Raw genomic sequence first — 22,397 nt, 5'->3', positions numbered from 1 at the left:
CGCACAATCCGCTGATCCCGTTACATTTTCGGGCGCCTGCCGCTTTCATGAGCTTCATCGTCCAGATCTTCGACCGCATCACGGCCACCGACGTGCCCACCGCGCTGGCCGCGTGCCAGCGCGACCAGCGGGCCACGCCCCGGGTGGTGGCCATGTTCGACCAGTTTTTGCGCGAGGTGCAGTGCCACTACCCGCTGGCGGCCGGTGCCAATGGCGTGGAGCAGCCCCTGGTCTGGACCGAGGGCCTGCCGTTCGGGCCGCTGGACCACTGGCCGCTGAATCTGGGTGTCGATGTGCAGGCGCTCGACGCCACAGTGCTCTCCACCCTGGGCCATGTGGCGGCGGATGCGGGGCTGCAGCTGTTTGAGCCGCAGGGCGGGGCGCTGTACCGGCTGGACCGCCAAGTGGTCTACGAGGACGGCACGGTCGAGCCCTTTGCCGAACGCTCCCTGCGGGTAGAGCCGCCCAAGGTGCAGGCCGCGCCCGGCAGCTTTGCCCCGGCGCGGGTGCCCCACAGCCTGGACGTGCTGTGCGGCGCGCTGATGGAGCGGCTCGCGCCGCTGGGCTTCGAAGTCCACCCCCATCCGGTGAACTCACGCGCACGCCTTGTGCAGCGCAGTCATGGTCCTACGGTGCAGGCGTTTTTCATACAGGTGCAGCCCGAGCATGACCGGCAGTACATCCATTGCTCCGTGCATTGGTGGCTGCCTGGCGTGCGCGAGGCCTGGCTGGCCCGCCTGGACGAGTTGGGCGGGCCCGAACTGCGCGGCCGCATCAAGGCCTTCGTCCCCGACTACGAACGCAGCTTGAACGATTTTCAGCAAATCCCTTGGCACCGCAACCCGCGTCTGGGCCAGAACGATCTGCGCAGCGAGCACGACCTGGGCGACTATGCCAAGGCCCTGGCCTTCTGGGCCGCCGAGCGCGCCATCCTCTGGCAGGACGCGCCCAAGGACATGGCGGCCCTGGGCAAGCTGCTGCTCTCGGTGGACCAGGTCAGCCGCGTGCTCAGGGACGGCGAAAGCGGCGTGCACGGCCTGTTCTATTTGCAGGAGCAGATGGCCCTGCTGGTGCTGGCATTGCACTGCAAGACACCCTTGCGCGACGTCTGGGTCGAAACCCTTCGCCACCGCCAGCGCGTGACGCAGCATGTGCAGTGGAAGCCCGTCAGCGGCAACGATGGCAATGCCTTGTTCGACGCGATTCTCCAAAGCCTGATCGAGCGGCCCCCTGTGCTGGGCGCCTGATCCAACCAACTTTTTGCATGACTTCCGACAACGACATTGAAGCCCGCGCCTGGAACCTGGTGCACGCCTACCTGGCCGATGCCTCTCCCGCTGCATGGCATGTGTTCGCCGCGCGCTCCAACTACGACGGCAACAAGCAGGCCCTGCGCTGGCTGCTCGACCAGCCCAGGCTGGACCGGGGCACTGCATTGCTCATCTACTGGTACCTGGGGGCCGCCTGGCATGTACAGTTCACCTCGGCAGAGCAGGCCTTGAGCCCCGAGACCTTCACGCTGCTGCGCCTGATCGAGGAGCGCTATGCGGGGGGCTTTTATGAAGCCGGCAACATCTGGTTCGACCCGCACACCTCCGAAGGCGGCCGGCCCGATGACTACCCTGGTGTGGCTGTGGCGCGGCCCGTGCCTGCGCTCATGCTGGAGCCCGTCAACGGCAGCGAGTTTGTCGAGGTCTCGAAAGACCCGGAGGGCTTTGACGAAGGGCTCCCACTGAGCGTGGCGGTGGCGCTGTATGCGTTGTTCGAGGAGAGCGAAGACTGACAACGTCCTCTGGTTTAGCGTCCCGGGCCGTCGATCGTGTCGCTGTCTGCGCGGTGTGAGCCCACCCCGACACCCAGGGCCATGCCGCCGATGCCGGCCCCGCCGGAGCCACCACCGCCTGCACCTCCTGCACGCCCGCCGCCGGCTTCGGCATTGCCACTGCCTCCCGCACGCTTGCCTGCGGCACCGCCGCTCCCGGCTGGCCTCAACGGGCCCTGGTTGGGTATCGCCACCGCGGCGGGGATGGGCTCCAGGTCCAGCGCCGCACGGATGAAATGGCGCAGCGACACGACCAGCTGCGCGGTCTCGATGCTGCGGCCAGCCACCATGTCCTGCGCGGCCTTTGCGGCCAGCTCCACCTGTTCCTCGGTGCCGAGCAGGATCACATCCGACAGCGCGGCCTCCACGGCATCGCGCACGCGGCGCTGGCGCTCGGTGCTGGTCAAGGTGGGGGAGGGCACCGCATCGGCCGGCTCGGCTTCATCGGCTTCGGTGGCACTGCCATCCGCCAAGGCCATGTGGACGGCGCTTTGATGCACCTGCTGCCGGTGCAGGTCGCGCATGTGCGTGGGGTGCACCTGCAACTGCCCGGTGAACGAGCCGCCCAGCGTCTTGTACGCGGCGATCAAGGTCTTGAGCCGCTCGTTGATCTGCCGGTTCTCGCGCTCGCGCCGTTTCTGGATGGTCTGCATGAACACCAGGCGCGTGCCCACCATGACCAGGGTGGCCACCAGCAAGCCCATCAGGGTGGTGAGCAGCGTGGACCAGGAGGTGAAGTCGAGCAGGTTGCGCATGGGAGCTGGCAGCGTGGGGCGAGGAAGCACTGATGATAGGCAGGGTGCCTGGATACCGGTGTAGGCCTGCGGCCCAACCAGCCGGTCCGTCAGTTAGCATGCTCTCCCGTTCCACGCAAACGGTGGCCGATTCCACGAGCACGACCGCATGACCAACAGTAGCCCGCCAAGGGCAGGTATACAACCAGCCCCAACCCCCGACATCTGCCCATCCTGTGGGGTGGCCCACGGGGGGCTGTCGGTTTCCATCCCGGTTTCGCGGCCGACACTGACGGACAAGGTTCCGCCCGCGGAGTGGGCGGAGCGGGTCTGGTCCAACGGCGAGATGTGCGTGATCGACGACGAACGGTTCTTTCTCTACGGCTCGGTCATGCTCCCCATCACGGGCCATGCGGATGAGTTTGCCTGGGGTGCCTGGGCCGAGATCAGCGAGGAACTGTTCATGTGGTACCAGGGGATCCGGGGTGACGAGGGGAGGGAGACCAATGCACCCTTTGCTGCAGTGATGGCCACCGACATCCCGTTCTATCCAGTCACCCTCGGCCTGCCGCTCATGGTGCGCATCGAGCCACTGGGGCTGCGGCCCGACTTTGTGCTGGATGCTGGGCCGCATCCGCTGGTGCAGGACCAAGCCGGGGGTGTCAGCCCCGAGCGCGTCGAGTCCATCAAGGCCTGGTTCGCCTCGATCAAGGCTGGCTGACCGCGCGAGGGGCCTGCCCGCAACCGGGCTGAAGACGGCGCCGCTTGGCCATGGCGGCGCACCTGCGGCGCAGCGGCTCGGGCCACCATACCCATTGATCCCCCAGGCGGACTACTGAACCAGGAGCAGGTTGACCCCTGTGGCCTGCAACTCCTTGCGGATGCGGGAGGGCACGGTCGCCGGCGCGACGAGCGTGGCCAGCTCGTTGAGTGCCGCCACGGTGAAGGGCGATGCCGCACCGAGCTTGTCGGTGGAGGCCAGCACCACGGTTTCGGCCGCGCGCCGGTGCAGTGCGCGCTTGACGGCGGCCTCCTCGAAGTCGCCGGTGGTGAGGCCGCCTTCGGCGTGCACGCCCGTCACGCCCATCAGGAACAGGTCTGCGCGCAGGCGCTCGGCCGCCTCCACCACGCTGGCGCCCACGTTCACCATCGAGTGCCGGTACAGGCGCCCACCCAGGCTCAGCACCTCGATGTGCGTGTGCCCGGCCAGCGCCGTGGCCACCGCCGGGCTGTGGGTCACCACCGTGGCGCGCAGGTCGAGCGGCAGGTGCTGCACCACCTGCAGTGCGGTGGTGCCTCCGTCCAGGATGACCACCTGCCCGGGGCGCACCATGGCCGCCCCGGCACGGCCGAGCAGGCGTTTTTCATCGGGCGCCAGCTCCTTGCGTACGCGCAGGTCGCCCACGGCGGCCGAGGCGGGCAGGGCGCCGCCGTGCACACGCTGCAGCTTGCCTTCCGCAGCCAGCTCGCGCAGGTCGCGGCGCACCGTGTCCTCGGAGATACCCCATTCGTCGCTGAGAGCCTTGGCCACAACCTGGCCATCGTGCGCCAGGCGCTGGAGGATGAGTTGCTTGCGCTGGGTGGTGAGCATGGTCTGTGCAATTGCATGAAATTCAATGAAAATGCATGATACTGCACGAATGCATTTTTGGAGAAACCCATGCCTGATCCCATGGCGGCTGACCGCCCCTTGCTTGTGCTCATCGCCGGCCCCTACCTCTCGGGCACCGATGGCGACCCCGCCCGCATCGCCGCCAACCGCGAGCGGCTGGAGGCTGCGGCACTGCCCATCTACCAGCGCGGGCACCTGCCCATGCTGGGAGAGTGGCTGGCGCTGCCCATCATCCATGCGGCCGGTGGTCGCGAGCACGGGGATGCCGTGTTCCATGCCTACCAATACCCGGTGGCCGAACGCTTGCTCACGCGCTGCGATGCCGTGCTGCGCCTGCCGGGCGCATCGCGCGGTGCCGACATGGACGTGGCACGGGCGCAGGCCATGGGCCTGCCGGTCTACCACCATATCGGCGAACTGCCGGTACACCAAGCGGCAGAGGGGGTGGCGGCATGAAGCGGCCCCAGCCCACGCCACTGCCGGGTGATGCCGAAGATGTCCGATTGCTGGATGCCCAGGTGCTGTCGGACAGCTGGTATACCCTGCGCAAGATCAGCGTCGAGCTGCGCCGCCGCGACGGCCAGTGGCAGCGGCTGAGCCGCGAGGCCTATGACCGTGGCAACGGCGCCGCGCTGCTGCTGTGGGACCCCGTGCGCCGCACGGTGGTGCTGACGCGCCAGTTCCGCCTGCCGGCCTTCCTCAATGGCTCACCCGATGGCCAGTTGATCGAGGCCTGCGCCGGCCTGCTCGATGGCGACGAGCCCGAGGCCTGTATCCGCCGCGAGGCAGAGGAAGAGACCGGCTACCGCATCCGCGCACCGCGCAAGCTGTTCGAGGCGTACATGAGCCCGGGCTCGGTGACCGAGAAGCTGCACTTCTTTGTCGCCGAGTACGAACCCGAAGACCGGGTGCAGGCCGGCGGCGGGCTGGCGCAGGAGGGCGAGGACATCGAGGTCATCGAAATGCCCCTGGCCGAAGCCCTGGCCGCCATCGCCTCGGGGCGCATCCAGGATGGCAAGACCATCATGCTGCTGCAGCATGTGGCGCTGGTGCTGGCGAAAAACAACGGCTGATGCCCGGTATCAGCCTTTGCCGTCCAGCAGCGCGACGATCCGGTTCCAGTGGGACTCATCCACCGGCGTGATGGACAGGCGGCTGCCTTTTTGCAGCACGCGCAGGTCGGCCAGTTCGGGGTGCTGGCGCAGTTCGGGCAGGCCCAATAGGCGGGTCTTGCGCAGGGCCTGCACGTCCAGCAGCAGCCAGCGCGGCGCGTCGGGCGGCGACTTGGGGTCGTGGTAAGGCGATGCCGAGTCGAACTGGGTGGGGTCGGCCCGCGTGCCGGACGCCACGCGGGCGATGCCGACGATCCCTGGCTCGGCGCAGCTCGAGTGGTAGAAAAGCACGCCATCGCCCACCTGCATTCCGTCGCGCATGAAGTTGCGCGCCTGGTAGTTGCGCACGCCGGTCCAGGGCACGGTGGCTTTGGGGGCGGCCAGGGCGTCGTCGATGGAGCATTCCTCGGGCTCGGATTTCATGAGCCAGTGGCGGGGGGTGGCGCTGGAGGGTGATGTCATGGCACCATTCTGGCAAAGAGTCGGGGGCCGACGCAAACAACGTCCGTGAGGGGAAAGGCGCTGCGGTCCAGATGGGCCGTGGCGAAACAACCAATGGCTGAACCATCCAAGCGCAAGAGCAAAGGCCCCGGCACCTGGGTGCTGGCGCTCTTCGGGCTGCCCTTTGCGGCCGCAGGCCTGGGCCTGCTGCTGCTGAGCGTGCTGCCCACGCTGGTCGACTGGTCGACCATGCAGGGCTGGCAGCCGGTGCAGGCCACGCTGGCCTCGGCCGAGACGGTGGCCAGCCGCAGCAGCAAGTCCACCACCTACAGCGTGAAAGCCGAGTACCAGTACCGCGTGGCGGGGCAGGAGTACACCGGGCGCCGCGTGGCCATCGGCTCGGGCAGCGACAACGTGGGCGAGTTCCAGAAGGAACTGGGCGCCCGACTGGAGGAGGCGCAGCGCAGCGGCACACCGGTGCAGGCCTGGGTGAACCCCGACAACCCTGCCGAAGCGGTGCTGGACAGAAGCCTGCGGCCCGGCATGCTGGTCTTCAAGCTGATTTTTGCGCTGGTGTTTGGCGGGGCGGGCCTGGGCATCATGCTGTTCGCGTGGCGCATCCGGTCCGTGCTGTCCAGCGAGGAACGGGTGGCTGAGAGGACCTGGGAAGCACGCCCCTGGGAGTCCGGCGCCGAGTGGAAGGACAACCGCATCCGGGCGCGCCGACGCATCGGGCGGTGGGTGCTGTGGGTTCTGGCCCTGGTGTGGAACGGGGTGGCGCTCCCCATGGCCGCCATGGTGGTGCCGCGCACGCTGGAGCGCGGCGACCCTCTGCTAGCGGGCGCCTTGCTGCTGTTTCCATTGGCTGGGCTGGCCCTGCTGGTCTGGGCGGTGCGCGCCACGCTCCACGCACGGCGCTATGGTGACCTGCGGCTCACGCTCGACCCATTCCCGGGGTCCATCGGCGGGCACTTCGGCGCAAGCCTGGTGGTGCCCGTGCCGTACGAGGCGGGGCTGCGCTTTCTGGCCACGCTGCTGTGCGCGGAGCACACCCGCACCCGCTCGGGCAACAAGACCACCTACAGCAGCCGCACGCTGTGGCAGGTGCGTGGCCTGGCGCAGGTGGAGCCGCAGGCCGATGGCGTGCGCATCGCTTTCCGTTTCGACCTGCCTGCGCACTTGCCCGCATCGGGAGAGCCTGGCAGCGAATACCACGAATGGCGTGTGGAAGTGCGAAGCGTGCCGGGCAGCACCGGCGACAACGCGGCGCCGGGTTTCGTGCAGAGCTTCGAGGTGCCGGTGTACATCACGGGCCAGAAGTCCGTCTGGCTGCAGCACGATGCGGCGCAGCACCCGCAACTGGGCGAGGTGGCCAAGACGGACGAAGAGGACGTCTCGGACGTGGAGCAGGTGCCCGGCGGCGTGCGGCTGTACTTCCCCTATGGCCGGCGCTGGAAGCTGATGCTGGCGCTGCTCGTGTTTGGCGCCGTCTTTGCGGGCGCGGGCACCTTGCTGTGGAACAGCGAGGCACCGCTGCTGTTCAGCGCACTTTTCGGCGGCATTGGCTGGCTGGTCGTACTGAGTGCGCTCTACGGCCTGGGCAACAGCCTCACGGTACACCTGGATCGCCAGGGCTTGCACACCGAGCGGCGCGTGCTGGGCCTCGTGAGCTTCAAGAGCGAGGCAGCGGCGGGCGAGATTGCAGGCCTGGAGCTCAAGGAGAGCTATTCCACCGAGACCGGCGGCCAGAAGGAAACCTACTACCGCCTGCAGGCGGTGCTGACCAGTGGCAAGACCATCACCGTGGCAGACAGCCTGCGCGGCAAGGCGGCGGCGGGGCAACTGCTGTCTTCCCTGTGCCGCCAGACCGGCTATACCAAGGGATTAGCGCCAGGTTGAGGGGGTGTTGACCAGCCTCACCCCGCCTTGCGGAAGGTCAGGTTGATGCGAAAAGCGCCGGTCAGCGGGTGCACGGCCTCGGCCAGCGGCATCACGCCGTGGTAGCGCAGGCGCGCCGGGCCGCCCCAGACCACCACGTCGCCATGCGCCAGGGGAATGCGTTGCGGCTTGTCGGCCCGCGAGTCGCCACCGAACAGGAACACGGCAGGGATGCCCAGCGACACCGAGACGATGGGGTGCTCGTAGCTCTTCTCGTCCTTGTCCTGGTGCAGCGACAGGCGCGTGCCGGGGGCGTAGCGGTTGATGAGGCAGGCGTCGGGCTCAAAACATGCGAAGCCTGCGGCCTCGGCCGCCTCGCGTGCCAGGGTGGCGAACACGGTGGGCAGGGGGGGCCAGGCGCGGCCGGTCAGCGGGTCGGCCCGGCCATAGCGGTAGCCGCTGCGGTCGGAGATCCAGCCCAGCGGGCCGCTGTTGGTCATGGCCACCGACATGCGCTGGCCGCCGGGCGTTTCGAGGTGGCGGAATGGGGCGTGGGCGGTGATCGCCTCCACCGCCTGTAGCAGGGCCGGTGCCAGGCCGAGTGCAAAGCCGCGCAGCAGCACGGCACCGGGCGCCAGCGGTTCGCGCGTGCCTGCCTGTTGCCCCAGCAGCAAGGCCTCTTCGTCGTCGCTGAACAGGTTCAGGGTCATGTCGCGTCGTGGAAGATGATGCCGGCCGTGTGCCGCATCCCTGACCGCAGGCGGCTCACGCCATGGCGCATGTTCACGCGGTAGGGACCGCGCACGCCGTTGACCGGGCGGTGGTGCACAGCGAACACCACGGCATCGCCCTGGCGCAGGGGCACCACCTCGGCACGCGACTGCATGCGCGGGCGCTGCTCGGTGAGCACGAATTCGCCGCCCGTGAAGTCGCGGCCCGGCTCCGACAGCAGTATCGCCACCTGCAGCGGAAACACATGCTCGCCATACAGGTCCTGGTGCAGGCAGTTGTAGTCGCCCGTCTCGTACTGCAGCAGCAAGGGCGTGGAGCGCACCTGGCCGGCCGCATGGCAGCGGTCGATGAACTCGGCATGCGTGGCCGGGTAGCGGGTGGGGATGTCCATCAGCGCATTCCAGCGGTTGGCCGTGGGGCACAGGTGCGGGTACAGCGCCTCGCGCAGCCCGGCCACCAGCGGCGGCAGCGGGTAGGCGAAATACTGGTACTCGCCCTTGCCAAAGCCGTGGCGGGCCATCACCACGCGGCTGCGGAAAATGCCTTGCTCGGTGTACAGGCCCGCCAGCGCCTCGCATTCGGCGGGGGAGAGCAGGCCTTCGAGGACGGCGCAGCCCTCGGTGTTCAGCGTGTCCTCGGTAGCAGGCCAGTCGATGGCACCGGCACGGGTATTCCAGTCAGCGGCCTGTTCGGGAAGGCGGGCATTCATGCGGGCTGGCCTTCGGTTTCGCCGTGCGTGGCCTGCCGCTGCTCGCGCTCCAGCAGGGCCTGCTTGCGCTCCACGCCCCAGCGGTAGCCCGACAGCGCTCCATCGTTGCGCACCACCCGGTGGCAGGGGATGGCCACGGCCAGGGCATTGGCGGCGCAGGCCTGGGCGACGGCGCGGGCGGCGGTTGGGGAGCCTATGCGCTGGGCAATCTCGGCATAGCTGGCCGTCTCACCGGCGGGAATGGCCTGCAGCGCCTGCCATACCCGCTGCTGGAAGGCCGTGCCCTGTACATCCAGCGGAAGGCCCAGCCCGAGGCCGGGCGCCTCGACAAAGGCCACCACCCGCGCTACCAGGGCGTCGAAGCTGCGGTCGTCGCCCACCAGGTGGGCCTGGGGGAAGCGGTCCTGCAGGTCCTGCGCCAGCAGTTGGGCATCGTCGCCCAGCAGGATGGCGCACACGCCGCGCGCACTCTGCGCCACCAGGATGGCGCCCAGCGAGCACTGCGCAATCGCAAAGCGGATGGTGACCTGATTGCCGCCCGCCTGGTAGCGCGTGGGCGTCATGCCCAGCACGCCATCGGCCTCTTCGTAGAAGCGGCTGGCGGTGTTGTAGCCCGCGTTGAAGATGGCATCGGTCACGCTGCTGCCGGCCACCGGCGCGGCCAGCTCGCTGCGCACCCGCCGCGCGCGCTGGGCGGCGCCATAGGCCTTGGGCGTGAGGCCCGTGGCCTGCTTGAAGATGCGGTGGAAGTGGTGCGCGCTCATGCCCACGCGGGCGGCCAGTTCGTCCAGCGTGGGCGGGGTTTCGGCCGCCTCGATGATCCGGCAGGCCTCGGTGACCAGGGCCGCATGGTGCGCCACGGGCGATGCCTGGGTCGGCTTGCAGCGCTTGCAGGGGCGAAAGCCGGCGCGCTCGGCATCGGCGGTGCTGGCATGGAAGCGCACGTTCTCGGGCAGGGCTGGCCGTGCGGCGCAACTGGGGCGGCAGTAGACACCGGTGGTCTGCACCGAGTAGTAGAAGCTGCCGTCGGCCTGGGCGTCGCGCGCGCACACCGCCGCCCAGCGCGGATCGGCCAGGGTGGCTGCAGCCTGGGCGTCCTTGGTGGCCTTGGCGGGGCGGGTGGGCGGCATGGTGCTGTCAGCGGTTGCGGTGGAATGCATGGGTGGCCTCGCAAAGGGAATGGAGATGGCCCTACTGTAGAAACAGCCTGCGATCCACGCACCCCGAAGCTTGCTTTTGAATTCTGCACCCATGTCGCATGGCAGGGGTGGCCGTGGGGTCAGGGATCAGGCACAAAGGGCAGTGCTCTGCGCAGCCCCGTGCCACCCCAGCGCCGCGCATCCTCGCCCGGTATCGCCAGCGGGTTGTTCTGCGGCTCCGACAGGGGTGCTAGCAGTGCGTGCAGGTCGGCCTCGCTGAACTTCACGGCGCCTTCGCCGTCGTGCCCCAGCACGCCCTGGGCCAGGGCGGCCTTGCGCGCCTGCAGTTCCAGCATGCGCTCTTCGATGCTGCCTTCCACCACCAGCTTGTAGACGAAGACCGGCTGGTCCTGCCCGATGCGGTGGGCGCGGGCCGTGGCCTGCTCCTCCACGGCGGGGTTCCACCACGGGTCCATGTGGACCACGGTGTCGGCGGCGGTGAGGTTCAGGCCCACGCCGCCGGCCTTGAGGCTCACCAGCAGGATGGGCGGGCTGGTCTCGTCCTGTGCCTGGAACTGCCGCACCACGGCGCCGCGCTGGCGTGGTGGGGTTTCGCCCGTGAGGCTCAGGAAGGGCAGCTCCAGCGTCTGCAACTGCCCGGCCACCAGGTTGAGCATTTCGGTGAACTGCGAGAACACCAGCACGCGCCGGCCTTCGGCGACCAGGGCGGGCAGCATGTCGGCCAGCAGTTCGAGCTTGGCACGCTCCATGCCGGCAGAGGTCTTGCTGCCTTTGACCAGGCGCGGGTCGCAGCACACCTGGCGCAGCTTGAGCAGGGCGTCGAGGATGGTGATCTGCGCGCCGTCGAAGCTCTCGCGCTCCAGCACGCGGCGCACCTGCTTGTCGGCGGTGGCACGCACGGCTTCGTACAGCTCGCGCTGCCTGCCCTGCAACTGCACGCGCTGGATGACCTCTGTGCGTGGGGGCAGCTCGGTGGCCACGTCCTGCTTGCGCCGGCGCAGGATGAAGGGGCGCACGCGCTGCGAGAGCAACTGCGCGCGCAGGGTCTCGCCGTTTTCCTCGATGGGCTTGCGCCAGCGTGCGTTGAAGCTGCGCACATCGCCCAGGAAACCCGGCATGAGGAAGTCGAACTGCGCCCACAGTTCGCCCAGGTGGTTTTCGAGCGGCGTGCCGGTCAGGCACAGCAGGTGCGGGGCCTGCAGGCGGCGCAGGGCGCGCGCGCTGCGGCTGCCGGCGTTCTTGACCATCTGCGCTTCGTCCAGGATCAGGAGGTGAAAGGTCTGCGCCGCCAGCGCCTCCACGTCGCGCCAGAGCAGGGGGTAGGTGGTGAGCACCAGGTCGTACTCGGCGATTTCAGTGAACAGCTTGCCCCGCTCGGGCCCGTGCAGGGCCAGCAGTCGCAGGCCGGGCGCCATGCGCTTGGCCTCGGCCTGCCAGTTGAACAGCAGCGAGGTCGGCAGCACCACCAGCGCGGGGCGGGTGAGGCGACCAGCCTCTTTTTCCACCAGGATGTGGGCCAGCGCCTGGGCGGTCTTCCCCAGACCCATGTCGTCGGCCAGGATGCCGCCCAGCCCCTGCGCGCGCAGGTACTGCAACCAGGCCAGGCCTTCGAGTTGATAGGGGCGCAGTTGGACCTGCAGGCCCTGGGGCGGCGGCACCGGTTGGGGAGAACCGATGGCTTTGAGGCGTTTGGCCAGTTGCGACAGGCCGATGTCGCCCTGCAGTTGCCAGTCGTTGGAGGCGTCCACGCGGTGCACCTGCACCAGGCCGGCGCGCAGGGCTTCGAGCCGGCGCAATTCCCAGGCGCCCAGGCGCAGCGGGTCGCCCTCCTTGCGCTGGGCGCGCTCGGGGTCGGTGAGCAGGTCGACCATGGCGCCCACGATGGCCTTGAGCGGGCCGGCGGGCGCGTCGATGCGGCGCCCGCCGGGGGCGCGCAGCGAGATGATCTCCAGGTCGTCGATGCGCGCCATGCGCCGCGCGATGAGCCAGCGCGCGTCGCGCTTGAGCAGGTCGGCCAGCATGGGCGCCAGGTCCAGCGTCTCGCCGTCGATCTCGATGCCCAGGCTCAATAGCCAGGCGCCTTCGCGCGCGGGCAATTGCAGCTTTTGCACCGGCCGCTCGCGCGGGCCCACGGGGCCTGCCAGTTCCTTGCCCAGCACCTCGCCGGTGTCGGGGGCGATGATGAGCTTCCAGCGCTGCACGGGCACGCTCTCGTGCGCAAAGCCGGGCCGCACCACCACGCTCCAGCCCTTGGCCGCAAGGCGCGGCACCTGCTCGGCCCAGAAGTCGCCGAAGAAGGCCTCCTGCGCCAGCGTCCACAGAGGGCCCAGGTTGGCCGCCGCATCGCGGTTGCGCCACTGCAGGGTGCGTGCGTCCAGGGGCTGCAGGCCCAGGACCCAGACCAGGTCCGTGGCGTCGGCCTCACCCGCCAGGTCGCGCTGCATGCGCACCACCGGGCCGCCGGTGTCGTACAGGTCCTGCAGCGGCGCCGGGCGCGAGTTGAGAATGGACGTGGGGGCCGGCGCCTGCCAGGCGATGGCGGCCTGGGGCGTGTCTTCGAGGCGGTAGGTCCAGTCGATCTGCGCCAGCGTCACGCTGTCCCCGCGCGGGCCCATCTTGCCCTGGGGCTTGAGGCCCAGCAGCCCATCGCCCCGGCCCAGGGTCATGAGCGTGATGCGCGGCTGGAAGTGGCCGGCGGCAATGCCGGGCGGCAGGGTGGGGCGCCTGGATGGGATCGCCTCGGTGCTGGCCTCCCCGTCTCCGCGCATCAGCCCCATCACCCTGGCGGCCTCGGCGTCCGTCAACGGGGGCAGGGCCTTCAGGGCGGCAGCATCGGCCTGGCGGCGCAGGGCGGCCACCCAGGCGGCAATCACCGCCTGGCGGTCGAAGCGCGGTGGAACGGGTTCTGCGGAATGGGAGGAGGGGTCACCAGGGCGTGTCACTGGGCGGTGATTGTGCCCGCACTACCCGACACTATCCGACACTACCCAAGCACAGGCACGGCGTAGTGCATCACGGAGGTTTCCGATCCGCCCTGGTAGCCCGGCCCGTAGATCTCCAGGTCCGCACCGCCACTGTGGCGCTGTTCGGCCCCCGCCAGCCAGTTGGCGTAGATGTAGTTGACCGTGTGGTTCACGTTTTCGGGCGCGCCCCGGTGCTCGAAGGTGGCGTAGCGGGCGGCGGGCACTTCGAAGTGCACCATGCCCTCGGGCAAGGCGCCGGCTTGCAAGACCTCGATGGCGGCGTGGTACAGCAGCAGGTCCGAGGTGCTTGCGGTCTGGCTCACCACGCCATAGCAGACCCCGGGCACCCGGTGGGGGACTTCTGCCAGCCGGGGCATGAAGCTCGCCCACAGCGGGGGCAGCTTCTGGCCCAGGTTGTCCTTGTCGGAGTCGGCACCGTAGAAGTGGGTGGCCAGCCCCACCAGTTGCAGGGGCGCACGCTCGCGGATGTCCGGGGTGAGCGACAGGTTGCGGTCCAGCTGGCGCAGGTAGTCTTCGTCGAACTGGATCTTCTTCACGAAAAGGCTGCGCCTGCCGAACTTGCGGTACTGGTTGGGCGTCAGCTCGAAGCAGGCCTTGAAGGCCCGGGTGAAGCTCTCCTGCGTGTCGTAACCGGCCGCCAGGGCAATGTCCAGAATGCCCAGGCGCGTGTTCAGCAACTGGTCCAGCGCCTTGGCGAAGCGCCGCGAGCGGATATAGGTCTTCAGCGTCTCGTTGGTCAGGGCCTTGAAGATGCGCTGGAAGTGCCACTGGCTCAACCCCGCCGCCCGCGCCACCTCCGACAGGGCAATGTCGGTATCGAGGTGCGCTTCGATGAAGTCGATGCCGCGCTGGATGCGGTGCAGGTAGAACATACGGGGCACTGGATTCAGGGGGTGTCGTAGAAGCCGGTCATCGCCAGCAGCTTGCCCTGATCGTTGAACTGGCCAAAGCTTACGCCCTCGCCGAGCACCGCGCCATCGGCGCCCATCATCTTCCACTGGGCCATGCAGTGCTGGTGGTGGCTCATGAAACGCTCGGTCACGAGGTAGGCACCGGGCAACTGCTGGTGAAAGCCCTGCATGGTCTGCGCCAGCGCCTCCCAGCCCGAGGCCACGCCCAGCGGGTCGGTATAGGTGCAGTGTTCGTCCAGGCTGGCGGCGAACAGGGCCTGCTTTTCAGCGGGTGTGGGGGCCTTCCATGAGGCGACGTAGGTCTCCCAGGTGGTTTGCAGTGCGTGGTCCATGTGTGCTCCTTGGGGTGAATAGAAGCTGTCGATGGTGCCCATCGCCGCATCCGGGCTTTGACATTTTGTGCTTATCTCACCTGCCTATTTCACACCCTGCGTTGCGGGCTCCGTGGTCGTCGCCCGCGGCCGGTGACCCTGCAGGTTCATCGCAGCGGCGGCCAGCAAAATGGCGGCGGCCCCCAGCCACTGCGCGGGCTGCAGCCGGTGGCCGAAGGCGATGAAATCCACGGCGATGGCCACCACCGGGTAGATGAACGACAGCGCGCCCTGCAGGTAGGTGGGCAGCTTCTGCACCGCGCCATACAGCAGGATATACATCAGCCCGGTATGCACCACGCCCACGGTGACCAGCAGCAGCCAGGTGCGCGCATCCTGCGGCAAGGCACCGAAGTTGGCAAACGGCGCGAGCATGAGCACGCCCACGCAGACCTGCATCAGCGCGATCAGGTGCGGCGGTGTGCCCGTGAGCCGCTTGGCGATCACCGACGCCACGGCCCAGAAGAAGGCCGCGCCCAGCGCCATGGCAATGCCTAGCGCATAGTTGCTGCCCGCATCGCTGGCACCCGGTCGCGCCTGCACGATGAGCAGCATGCCGCCAAAGGCCAGGGCCAGCCAGCCCAGCTTGGGCAGGGTGACGCGTTCGCCAAACAGCAGGGCCCCAAAGGCCACCAGCATGAAGGGCTGGGTGTTGTAGACCGCCGTGGCAATCGAGATGGAGGCGTGCGAGTAGGCGCCGAACAGCAGCAGCCAGTTGGTGACGATGGCCACGCCCCCGAGCGCGGCCCAGGCCGCCTGGCGCCAAGTCAGCACGCCACGCAGCAGCCCCATGGCCGCGCAGACCAGCACCAGCGTGGCCGCGCCGAAGGCGCAGCGCCAGAACACCACGTCGAGCGCGGCCTGCCCCGATTGCACGACGAACCAGCCGATCGTGCCTGAAATCGCCATGGCGCCGCTCATCTCCAGCGTGCCCTGTGTCTTCTTGTCCATCACCGTTCAACCTTGTAGTCAGATGCACCGAGTGTAGAAAAATGGCAGTGTCGAGTGAATGGTTGAAAGAAGGCGTTTTTTCAGATGGTCCTCATAATCGAAGGCATAGCTCGAAATTGGGGTAATTTTCCATGGACCTGGTCGATCAATCCATTCTGTCTGTGCTGCACGCGGACTCGCGCACCTCGCTCAAGCTGCTGGCCGAGCGCGTGGGCCTTTCGGCACCGAGCGTGTCCGAGCGGCTGCGCCGGCTGGAGGAGCGCGGGGTGATCCGCGCCTTCACGCTCGACATTGAGCCGCGCGCGCTGGGTTACCAGTTGCAGGCCATCGTGCGCATCAAGCCGCTGCCGGGGCAACTGGCGGCGGTGGAGCAACTGATACGCGACACGCCCGAGTTTTGCGAATGCGACAAGGTGACGGGTGACGATTGCTTTGTGGCGCGGGTCTATGTGCGCTCCATCGAGCAGCTCGATGGCGTGTTGGACCGCATCGCCGACAAGGCCCAGACCAGCACCGCCATCGTCAAGGCGCAGACCATCCGGCGCCGGCCGCCGCCCTGGAATTTCGGCGGCTGAACGCTACCGCCCCAGCACTTTCGCAAACAGCTCGTTGCGAAAGTGGATGCCCATGCGCGCGAAGGCGCGGTTGCGGTAGGTCTTGACGGTGGGCACGCCCAGCCCCAGGTCGGCGGCGATGCCCTCGTGCGTCATGCCCTGCAATACGCGCGCGCAGACGTCGAGTTCGCGGTCTGTCAGGTCGTGCTGCAGGCGCAGCAACCGCTCGCGCAGCGCCGGCAGGCCCTGGGGCAGGGCGACCAGGGCAGGTAGCACGGCATGGTCCGTGTCTTCCTCCTGCACCAGCGGCACCATGGCCTGCGGGCGCGCCAGCGCGATGTGCTTGCGCGCCAGGGCCAGCAGCACGGGAGCGACGCTTTCGAAGCCGCTGATCTGCCCGTCGCGGAACGGTTGCTGGTGCTGGTGGCGGTAGAAATTGACGGCAAACACCGAGCCGTCGCTTTCATAGTCCACCACCGAGACGCGCTCTGCCACGCCATGCGCCTCGTAGACCCGCGCACGGTGTTCGCCCTCGACCTCGGTGGCCGTCACATGGCACAGGCGGGTGAGCGGCTCCGAAGGCACGTCCTCGAACGCGCGGCCCCAGGTGCGGTCACGGCGGTAGGGGCCTGACAGGTACGCCCACCAGCAGTCCTGCGTGGTGTCGGGCACGCCCCGGCTGGCCGACATGAACAGGGTTGGCTTGCAGCGCTGGCCCGTGCGGTACACCGACCAGGAGGCCGCAGGCAAAACCGGCGCCAGGTCGTCGAGCAGGCCGGATGCAAAACCGGGCTCGCCCAGGCGCTGCACCATGCCGGCCAGGGCCTGGCCGCTGGCGGGTTGCCTGCCCGATGCGGGCGGCACAGGGGGAAGCCATTGCCTCATAGGGTGGGGGAGATCCGTGTCATAGCGCTGTCATCCTCAGGGATGACAGGCGGTGGGCACAACCGGATTTACGCTAGGTTCATAACCAATTTTGCCGCCAACACCGCCCATGTCCGACCTGCCCCCCCTGCCCGAACCCCGCCTGAAATTCTTTGCCGACCTGCGCGTGCAGGTCGGGGTGCCGCAGGAGGTGGGGCAGACCGCCCATGGCCTGCGGCGGTTGATCCCCATCACCGGTGGCACGGCCTCGGGCGATGGCTGGACGGCCCGCGTGCTCCCGGGTGGCGCGGACTTTCAGCTCATCGTCAATGACCGCCTGTCCGAGCTCGATGCGCGCTATGTGCTCGAAACCGATGGCGGCGATTTCATCTACGTGCAGAACCGGGCGGTGCGCTCGGGCCCGCCCGAACTGATCGCGCGCCTGGTGCGTGGCGAGCCGGTGGACCCAGGGCAGATCTATTTCCGCTGCAGCCCGAGTTTCGAGACCGCTTCGCCCGCGCTGGCCTGGATCGCCGAGCGCATGTTCGTGGGCTCGGGCGCGCGCTATCCGGATGCGGTGGCGATGCGCTTCTTCGAACTGGCCTGAGCATCCCATTTTTTCTTCCCCGACTTTCCCTCACAAGAACCCCTGGAGACAAGCATGAACACCTCTTTCAAACCCGTCCGGCGCGTATTGCTGGCTGCGGCCGCAGCAGCAGGCCTGGCCGCACCGTGGGCCGGCGCTCAGGCGCAGCCCGCTGCCTACCCGAACAAGCCGGTGCGCATCATCGTCGGCTTTCCGGCCGGTACGGGGCCGGACATCGTGGCGCGCTTGCTGGCGCAAAAGCTCTCCGAGGGCTGGGGCAACATGGGGGTCATCGTGGACAACAAGCCGGGCGCCGGTGGCCTGATCGCCGCCAGCGAAGCGGCCCGTGCAGCACCCGATGGCTACACGCTGATGCTGGGCGAAACCGGCCAGCTGAGCATCGCGCCCAGCAGTTACAGCAAGCTGCCGTACTCGCCGCAAAAGGATTTCGTGGCGGTGAGCCAGGTGGTTACCTCCGATTTCGTGCTGCTGGTCAACCCGCAGAAGGTGCCCGCGCGCAACGTCCGGGATTTCGTGGAGTGGACCAAGCAGCAAAAGGGCCTGTTCCTGGCCACCTTCGGCGCGGGCACGCCGGGGCACTTCGGCGCCTTCATGTTTGGTGACGCGGTGCAGTTGAAGCCCGAGCCGGTGCACTACAAGAACACGGCGGATGCGCTGGGCGGCCTGTTCAGCGGTGACGTGCAGGGCGTGTTCGCCAGCGTGGGCCTGGCCGCCCCCAATGTGAAGGCCGGCAAGTTGGTGGCCCTGGGCAGCACGGGCGCCACGCGCACCAATGCGCTGCCCGACGTGCCCACCATCAAGGAGCAGGGCTACGCCAACCTGGAGTTCTCGTCCTGGTTCGGCATCGTGGCGCCGGCCAAGACGCCGCCCGAGATCGTGGCCAAGCTCAGCGCCGACATCGTCAAGGCTGTGCAGTCGCCCGAGGGCAAGGCCAAGATGGAGGAGGCCGGCTTTCGCGTGACGGGCACGGGGTCGCCGGAGTTCACCAAGATCATCGCGGCCGACACGGTCACCTGGGGCAAGGCCGTGGCCGCCACCGGCTTCAAGGCGGATTGAGGATCCGCAGGCAAGAGGCAACCCACACACAACAGGAGACAAACCCCATGCCTTCCATTCCATCCCGGGCGCTGAACGCCCGCCGCGCCGCGTGGCCCGTCGCCGCGCTGCTGCCCTTCGCGCTGGCCGCCTGCGGCGGCAGCAATGACGGGCCGATGTGGCCCCCGGCCAATGGCGCTTACTCGGCCGCCTGTACCGGCCTGGCGGCCAGTGCCAAGCTGGCGGGCACCACACTGGCCACGAGCTATGTGCCGCCTGACAGCAAACGCCCCGGCGGTGCCGCCACGGGCGCCTTCCTGCCAGGCCATTGCGTGGTCACGGGCAGCATCAATCCGCGCGTCGGGGTGGATGGCAAGAACTACGCCATCGGCTTCCAGCTGAGCCTGCCGGACAACTGGAACGGCCGTTTCCTGTTCGTGGGGGGCGGCGGCAACGATGGCGTTCTGCGCGATACCTCGCTGAGCACCAGTATCTCGATCGGCACGCCCTCGCCGCTGGGGCAGGGCTTTGCCGTCGTGTCCACCGATGGCGGGCACATCGGCACCACGGCCAGCTTTGGCGCCGACCCGCAGGCGCGCATCGACCATGCCTACAACTCCTACGACAAGACGGCTGTATCGGCCAAGTCGCTGATCGCCTCGCACTATGGCCGCAAGCCAGACCGCTCGTATTTTTCGGGCTGCTCGGGCGGCGGGCGCCAGGGCATGGTGTTCTCGCAGCGCTTTCCGGACTACTTCGACGCCATCACGGCCGGCGCGCCGGCCATGCGCGTATCCAGCGGCGCCACGGTGGCAGCGATGTGGAACACCATTGCCTTCAACGCCATAGCCCCGCAGGACGCTTCGGGCAACCGCATCCTGTCGCAGGCCTTCAGCAATGCAGACCTGAACCTGGTAGCCAATGCGGTCAAATCGTCTTGCGACGCAGCCGATGGTGTGGCCGACGGCATGGTGAACAACACCAAGGCCTGCCAGTTCAACCCGGCCGTGCTGCAGTGCAGCGGCGCCAAGGGGGGCGATTGCCTCTCGGCGGGGCAGGTGGATGCGCTCGCCAAGGTCTTCACCGGGCCGCGCAACTCGGCCGGCCAGGCGCTGTACGCCGGCCAACCCTGGGATCCGGGCCTCGCGGCCCCCGGCTGGCGCGCCTGGACGCTGGGCAGCTCGACCACCGCCACGCCGGACGCGCGCTACATCACGCTGATGGTGGACGCGCTGATCAACGAGTTCTTCACCCCGCCAGACCTCAGCTTCAACCCGCTGGCCTTCAACTTCGACACCGACCCGGCGCGCATGTCCGCCTACTCGGCGATCTATGACACCTACGCGGACGACAAGCTCACGGCCTTCCGCCAGCGCGGCGGCAAGCTGCTGCTGATCCACGGCATGTCCGACCCCATCTTCTCGTCCAAGGACACGGTGGACTACTACGAGCGGCTGGCGGCCAACAACGGCGGCATGGCCAGCACCCAGGGCTTTGCGCGGACCTTCCTGGTGCCGGGCATGAACCACTGCTCGGGCGGCCCGGCCACGGACAGCTTCGACTCGATACAGACCATGGTGGACTGGGTGGAGAAGGGCGTGGCTCCCGACACGATCGCGGCCCGGGCGCTGCCCACGCAGACCGACTACCCGAACCGCACGCGGCGTCTGTGCGCCTATCCCCAGTTCGCCAAGTACAAGGGAACGGGCAGTGTGGAGGATGCGGGCAGTTTCGTCTGCGCGGTGGAATAGCCCGGGGCGACTGCCCGTGTCTATTTCTTGGGTGCGGGCAGCTGCAGCTGGGCTTCCCTTGCGACGCGCACGCAGTCCTGCATGTGCTGCTCGCCCAGGTAGCGCAGCGTGGCATAGCCGATGGCCGCTGACACCGCCTGGCCGGCCAGGGGGACGTACTTGGCCAATTGCTTGGTGGTCAGGCGCAGCCCCACGGTCTGCGTGGCGCGTATCACCAGTTCACGGGTGATGAGCTTGCCGATCAGCACCGAGCCGACCAGGCCCACGGCCTTTTGTACCTTCTCGCGCTTTTCGGGGTCGAGCTGGTCGAGTTGCTGCGCCGACAGGCCGAACTCCGAGCTGATCTGCGGCAGCAGGCGCGAGAGCAGGGCGGCGTCCACCGCCCAGTCCAGCCCCGGCACGGGCACGGTGCTGGCAGCGGCCGCCACCAGGGCGCGGCGGTGCAGCATGCGCCGGCTGCGCTGCACGGCAGCAGCCAGGGCAGGGTCGTCGGCGGCCATTTGTCGGGCAGTGGGCATGGGTCACATCCAGAGAAGGTCTAGGTCCGATCTGGGGCCGCATCGGCCCAGCGCAATGGCAATGTGCCGGTGCTCAGCTTTTTCCCTTGATCAGGCTGTAGATGAGCAGCAGCACCATGGCGCCTACGACGGAGGCGATCCAGCCGGCTGCGTCACCTTGCTGGTACCAGCCCATGGCCACGCCCACATAGCTGGCCAGGAATGAGCCCGCCACGCCCAGCAGGGCCGTCATGATCCAGCCCATGGAGTCGTTTCCGGGTTTGATCGCGCGCGCGATGAAGCCCACGACCAGTCCAATCAACAGCGTTCCTATCAGTGAGAGCATGGTTTGTCGCTTTGTATGCAGGTGAAAGAATGGCCCGACTTTAGCTGCACCACGCATGACCGTCTGTCGGACGGGATGCCTTGGCCCGCATCGTTGCCACATTGTTCACAATGCAGGGGCTCAGTGTAGGACTTGTCGCACAGGGTCGCGCGCGCACCGCTGATGACGGCCGGGACAGGGAGTGCCTAAAGTCATGGACATGCCCAGCACCGCCAGAAAGAGGCCCGCCATGCGTCCATTGACCCTTCCCATTTCTCCCACGTCCTTCGTGGTTGCCCTCGCGCTTGTGGTCGGGGTGTTTTCTGCCTCCCCATCCACTGCCCATGCCCAGGGCGATGAGGCATCGCTGCAGCGTGGTGCCGTGGCGGACATGACGCCGCAGCAGCGCTACAACACGGCCATCCGGGAGGCGGGTGGCGGGATGAAGGTCGCCCTGGAAGAATGCCGCACCCTCGCCGCTGCCGAGCGGCGCCCGTGCGAGGCACAGGCCCGGGCCCGCCACCACGCGGACATGGCCGCCGCCAAGGAATTCCTGCGCAACCCCAATGCAAGGCCGGTCAACGTGACGGGCGGGCCCATTCGCGGCACGGAATCCACCTATGTGGTCAAGCCATGACCCAAAGCAAAAGCGCGCCGAAGCGCGCTTTGTTCGTGGATACTGACGCGATTTACTTTGCGGCAGGTGTGTTGGTCTCGACCGCCATGGCCCCAGGGCTCACACGCCGCGCGCCATCAAATCGGCGCTGCCAGTACGAAATACGCATGTCTTCTACCCGGATCTCCGATCCACTGCGAGGAGAGTGAATGAATTTGCCATCACCCACGTAGATACCCACATGGCTGAACGCACGGCGCATGGTGTTGAAGAACACCAGATCGCCGGGCTGCAGTTCCTTCTTGTCGATCACCGTGGTGGTGGCGGCCTGCTGGTCTGCGCGGCGGGGGAGCAAAAGACCCACCGTCTGTTCGTACATGGCGCGGACGAAACCGCTGCAGTCGAAGCCGGTTTCGGCACTGTTGCCGCCACGCTTGTAGCGGACGCCGAGGAAGCCCATGGCATTGCCCACCAGATCGGACGCCTTGTCCGCCACCGTGTGGGCCTTGTCGGCCACGGTGTGCTGCATGTCCTTGAGCTGGGACAGGAGGCCCTTGTCCATCAGTATTCGCTCCATGTCATCTGCTTGACCGGTGGATGGTGCAGCCTGTGCGCTGACAGCGCAAGCCATGAGGAGGGTGCAAAACCATTTGGACATGGAGGCGAAGGGTACCACGCTAAATTGCCCGTTTTGTGAGGGAAGTCACGTATGCCTGCATGTGGGGGCTGGA

The 22,397-nt window shown here is 67.9% G+C and carries 25 protein-coding genes; 11 read left to right on the top strand and 14 right to left on the bottom strand.

Translation table 11 applies throughout. The features are described from left to right. Positions 1-47: 47 nt before the first annotated feature. Both QYL93_RS06600 and QYL93_RS06595 read left to right on the top strand, forming a co-directional pair. The gene (locus QYL93_RS06600) at positions 48-1,247 is read left to right on the top strand and encodes a hypothetical protein (RefSeq protein ID WP_305742911.1); all 1,200 of its coding nucleotides are present in this window, start codon (positions 48-50) and stop codon (positions 1,245-1,247) included. 17 nt (positions 1,248-1,264) lie between these two features. Then, positions 1,265-1,783 (top strand): DUF4274 domain-containing protein, encoded by a 519-nt coding sequence (locus QYL93_RS06595; protein ID WP_305742910.1) that lies wholly within the window; start codon positions 1,265-1,267, stop codon positions 1,781-1,783. Positions 1,784-1,797: 14 nt separating this feature from the next. Here QYL93_RS06595 and QYL93_RS06590 read toward each other — a convergent pair whose 3' ends face one another. Then, complete coding sequence (locus QYL93_RS06590; protein WP_305742909.1) at positions 1,798-2,577, bottom strand: hypothetical protein; 780 nt, start codon at positions 2,575-2,577, stop codon at positions 1,798-1,800. Positions 2,578-2,725: 148 nt separating this feature from the next. Between QYL93_RS06590 and QYL93_RS06585 the strand changes: the two genes are divergently transcribed. Then, entirely contained in the window at positions 2,726-3,277 is a 552-nt protein-coding gene (locus QYL93_RS06585; RefSeq protein ID WP_305742908.1) for a DUF2199 domain-containing protein, read from the top strand. 111 nt (positions 3,278-3,388) lie between these two features. Here the strand turns inward: QYL93_RS06585 and QYL93_RS06580 are convergent, their stop codons facing one another. Continuing rightward, a complete protein-coding gene (locus QYL93_RS06580) occupies positions 3,389-4,147 on the bottom strand; it encodes a DeoR/GlpR family DNA-binding transcription regulator (RefSeq protein WP_305742907.1) in 759 nt (252 codons plus the stop codon). A 69-nt stretch (positions 4,148-4,216) separates the two neighbouring features. On the opposite strand from QYL93_RS06580, the gene QYL93_RS06575 reads away from it, so the two are divergent. Next, a complete protein-coding gene (locus tag QYL93_RS06575) occupies positions 4,217-4,624 on the top strand; it encodes a DUF4406 domain-containing protein (protein ID WP_305742906.1) in 408 nt (135 codons plus the stop codon). Beyond that, entirely contained in the window at positions 4,621-5,241 is a 621-nt protein-coding gene (locus tag QYL93_RS06570) for an NUDIX domain-containing protein (protein ID WP_305742905.1), read from the top strand. The genes QYL93_RS06575 and QYL93_RS06570 overlap by 4 nt, the downstream gene beginning before the upstream one ends. A 9-nt stretch (positions 5,242-5,250) precedes the next feature. Here the strand turns inward: QYL93_RS06570 and QYL93_RS06565 are convergent, their stop codons facing one another. Continuing rightward, positions 5,251-5,742: an EVE domain-containing protein gene (locus QYL93_RS06565; RefSeq protein ID WP_305742904.1), complete on the bottom strand. Its 492-nt coding sequence runs from the start codon at positions 5,740-5,742 to the stop codon at positions 5,251-5,253. 93 nt (positions 5,743-5,835) lie between these two features. Between QYL93_RS06565 and QYL93_RS06560 the strand changes: the two genes are divergently transcribed. Then, the gene (locus QYL93_RS06560) at positions 5,836-7,620 is read left to right on the top strand and encodes a DUF3592 domain-containing protein (RefSeq protein WP_305742903.1); all 1,785 of its coding nucleotides are present in this window, start codon (positions 5,836-5,838) and stop codon (positions 7,618-7,620) included. Positions 7,621-7,637: 17 nt separating this feature from the next. Here the strand turns inward: QYL93_RS06560 and alkB are convergent, their stop codons facing one another. From alkB to QYL93_RS06525, 7 genes are all read right to left on the bottom strand, one after another. After that, on the bottom strand, positions 7,638-8,309 hold the full coding sequence (gene alkB / locus QYL93_RS06555) for a DNA oxidative demethylase AlkB (RefSeq protein ID WP_305742902.1): 672 nt from the start codon (positions 8,307-8,309) through the stop codon (positions 7,638-7,640). Further along, a complete protein-coding gene (locus QYL93_RS06550) occupies positions 8,306-9,040 on the bottom strand; it encodes a 2OG-Fe(II) oxygenase (protein ID WP_305742901.1) in 735 nt (244 codons plus the stop codon). The genes alkB and QYL93_RS06550 overlap by 4 nt, the downstream gene beginning before the upstream one ends. Beyond that, on the bottom strand, positions 9,037-10,170 hold the full coding sequence (gene ada / locus QYL93_RS06545; protein ID WP_305743233.1) for a bifunctional DNA-binding transcriptional regulator/O6-methylguanine-DNA methyltransferase Ada: 1,134 nt from the start codon (positions 10,168-10,170) through the stop codon (positions 9,037-9,039). The genes QYL93_RS06550 and ada overlap by 4 nt, the downstream gene beginning before the upstream one ends. 149 nt (positions 10,171-10,319) lie before the next feature. After that, a complete protein-coding gene (locus QYL93_RS06540) occupies positions 10,320-13,142 on the bottom strand; it encodes a DEAD/DEAH box helicase (RefSeq protein WP_305742900.1) in 2,823 nt (940 codons plus the stop codon). A 41-nt stretch (positions 13,143-13,183) separates the two neighbouring features. Continuing rightward, positions 13,184-14,056, bottom strand: a complete 873-nt coding sequence (locus tag QYL93_RS06535; RefSeq protein WP_305743232.1) for an AraC family transcriptional regulator — start codon at positions 14,054-14,056, stop codon at positions 13,184-13,186. 14 nt (positions 14,057-14,070) lie between these two features. Further along, complete coding sequence (locus QYL93_RS06530; RefSeq protein WP_305742899.1) at positions 14,071-14,427, bottom strand: nuclear transport factor 2 family protein; 357 nt, start codon at positions 14,425-14,427, stop codon at positions 14,071-14,073. Between the two features lie 84 nt (positions 14,428-14,511). Next, on the bottom strand, positions 14,512-15,417 hold the full coding sequence (locus tag QYL93_RS06525) for a DMT family transporter (RefSeq protein WP_305742898.1): 906 nt from the start codon (positions 15,415-15,417) through the stop codon (positions 14,512-14,514). Positions 15,418-15,548: 131 nt separating this feature from the next. Here QYL93_RS06525 and QYL93_RS06520 point away from each other — a divergent pair, with 131 nt between their 5' ends. Next, on the top strand, positions 15,549-15,992 hold the full coding sequence (locus tag QYL93_RS06520; RefSeq protein ID WP_305742897.1) for an Lrp/AsnC family transcriptional regulator: 444 nt from the start codon (positions 15,549-15,551) through the stop codon (positions 15,990-15,992). Positions 15,993-15,995: 3 nt separating this feature from the next. Here the strand turns inward: QYL93_RS06520 and QYL93_RS06515 are convergent, their stop codons facing one another. After that, a complete protein-coding gene (locus tag QYL93_RS06515; RefSeq protein WP_305742896.1) occupies positions 15,996-16,856 on the bottom strand; it encodes a helix-turn-helix transcriptional regulator in 861 nt (286 codons plus the stop codon). Between the two features lie 109 nt (positions 16,857-16,965). Between QYL93_RS06515 and QYL93_RS06510 the strand changes: the two genes are divergently transcribed. The 3 genes from QYL93_RS06510 to QYL93_RS06500 are packed head-to-tail and all read left to right on the top strand — an operon-like array spanning position 16,966 to position 20,228. Further along, the gene (locus QYL93_RS06510) at positions 16,966-17,442 is read left to right on the top strand and encodes a DUF3237 domain-containing protein (protein WP_305742895.1); all 477 of its coding nucleotides are present in this window, start codon (positions 16,966-16,968) and stop codon (positions 17,440-17,442) included. Positions 17,443-17,496: 54 nt separating this feature from the next. Beyond that, positions 17,497-18,498: a tripartite tricarboxylate transporter substrate binding protein gene (locus QYL93_RS06505; RefSeq protein WP_305742894.1), complete on the top strand. Its 1,002-nt coding sequence runs from the start codon at positions 17,497-17,499 to the stop codon at positions 18,496-18,498. A gap of 47 nt (positions 18,499-18,545) precedes the next feature. After that, complete coding sequence (locus QYL93_RS06500; protein ID WP_305742893.1) at positions 18,546-20,228, top strand: tannase/feruloyl esterase family alpha/beta hydrolase; 1,683 nt, start codon at positions 18,546-18,548, stop codon at positions 20,226-20,228. A 20-nt stretch (positions 20,229-20,248) separates the two neighbouring features. Here the strand turns inward: QYL93_RS06500 and QYL93_RS06495 are convergent, their stop codons facing one another. Both QYL93_RS06495 and QYL93_RS06490 read right to left on the bottom strand, forming a co-directional pair. Continuing rightward, the gene (locus QYL93_RS06495; RefSeq protein ID WP_305742892.1) at positions 20,249-20,746 is read right to left on the bottom strand and encodes a hypothetical protein; all 498 of its coding nucleotides are present in this window, start codon (positions 20,744-20,746) and stop codon (positions 20,249-20,251) included. Between the two features lie 73 nt (positions 20,747-20,819). Next, positions 20,820-21,071, bottom strand: coding sequence for a GlsB/YeaQ/YmgE family stress response membrane protein (locus tag QYL93_RS06490; protein ID WP_305742891.1), 252 nt, complete (start codon positions 21,069-21,071; stop codon positions 20,820-20,822). A gap of 229 nt (positions 21,072-21,300) precedes the next feature. Between QYL93_RS06490 and QYL93_RS06485 the strand changes: the two genes are divergently transcribed. Beyond that, a complete protein-coding gene (locus QYL93_RS06485; protein ID WP_305742890.1) occupies positions 21,301-21,687 on the top strand; it encodes a hypothetical protein in 387 nt (128 codons plus the stop codon). Positions 21,688-21,739: 52 nt separating this feature from the next. Here QYL93_RS06485 and QYL93_RS06480 read toward each other — a convergent pair whose 3' ends face one another. Beyond that, positions 21,740-22,324 (bottom strand): C40 family peptidase, encoded by a 585-nt coding sequence (locus QYL93_RS06480; RefSeq protein WP_305742889.1) that lies wholly within the window; start codon positions 22,322-22,324, stop codon positions 21,740-21,742. Positions 22,325-22,397: the final 73 nt, after the last annotated feature.

Origin of the sequence: Acidovorax sp. A1169 (assembly GCF_030704685.1) — a bacterium.
In the GTDB taxonomy this organism is placed as follows: domain Bacteria; phylum Pseudomonadota; class Gammaproteobacteria; order Burkholderiales; family Burkholderiaceae_C; genus Acidovorax.
The sequence above is the reverse complement of the archived record's forward strand: the minus strand, read 5'-3'. Positions and strand labels throughout refer to the sequence as shown.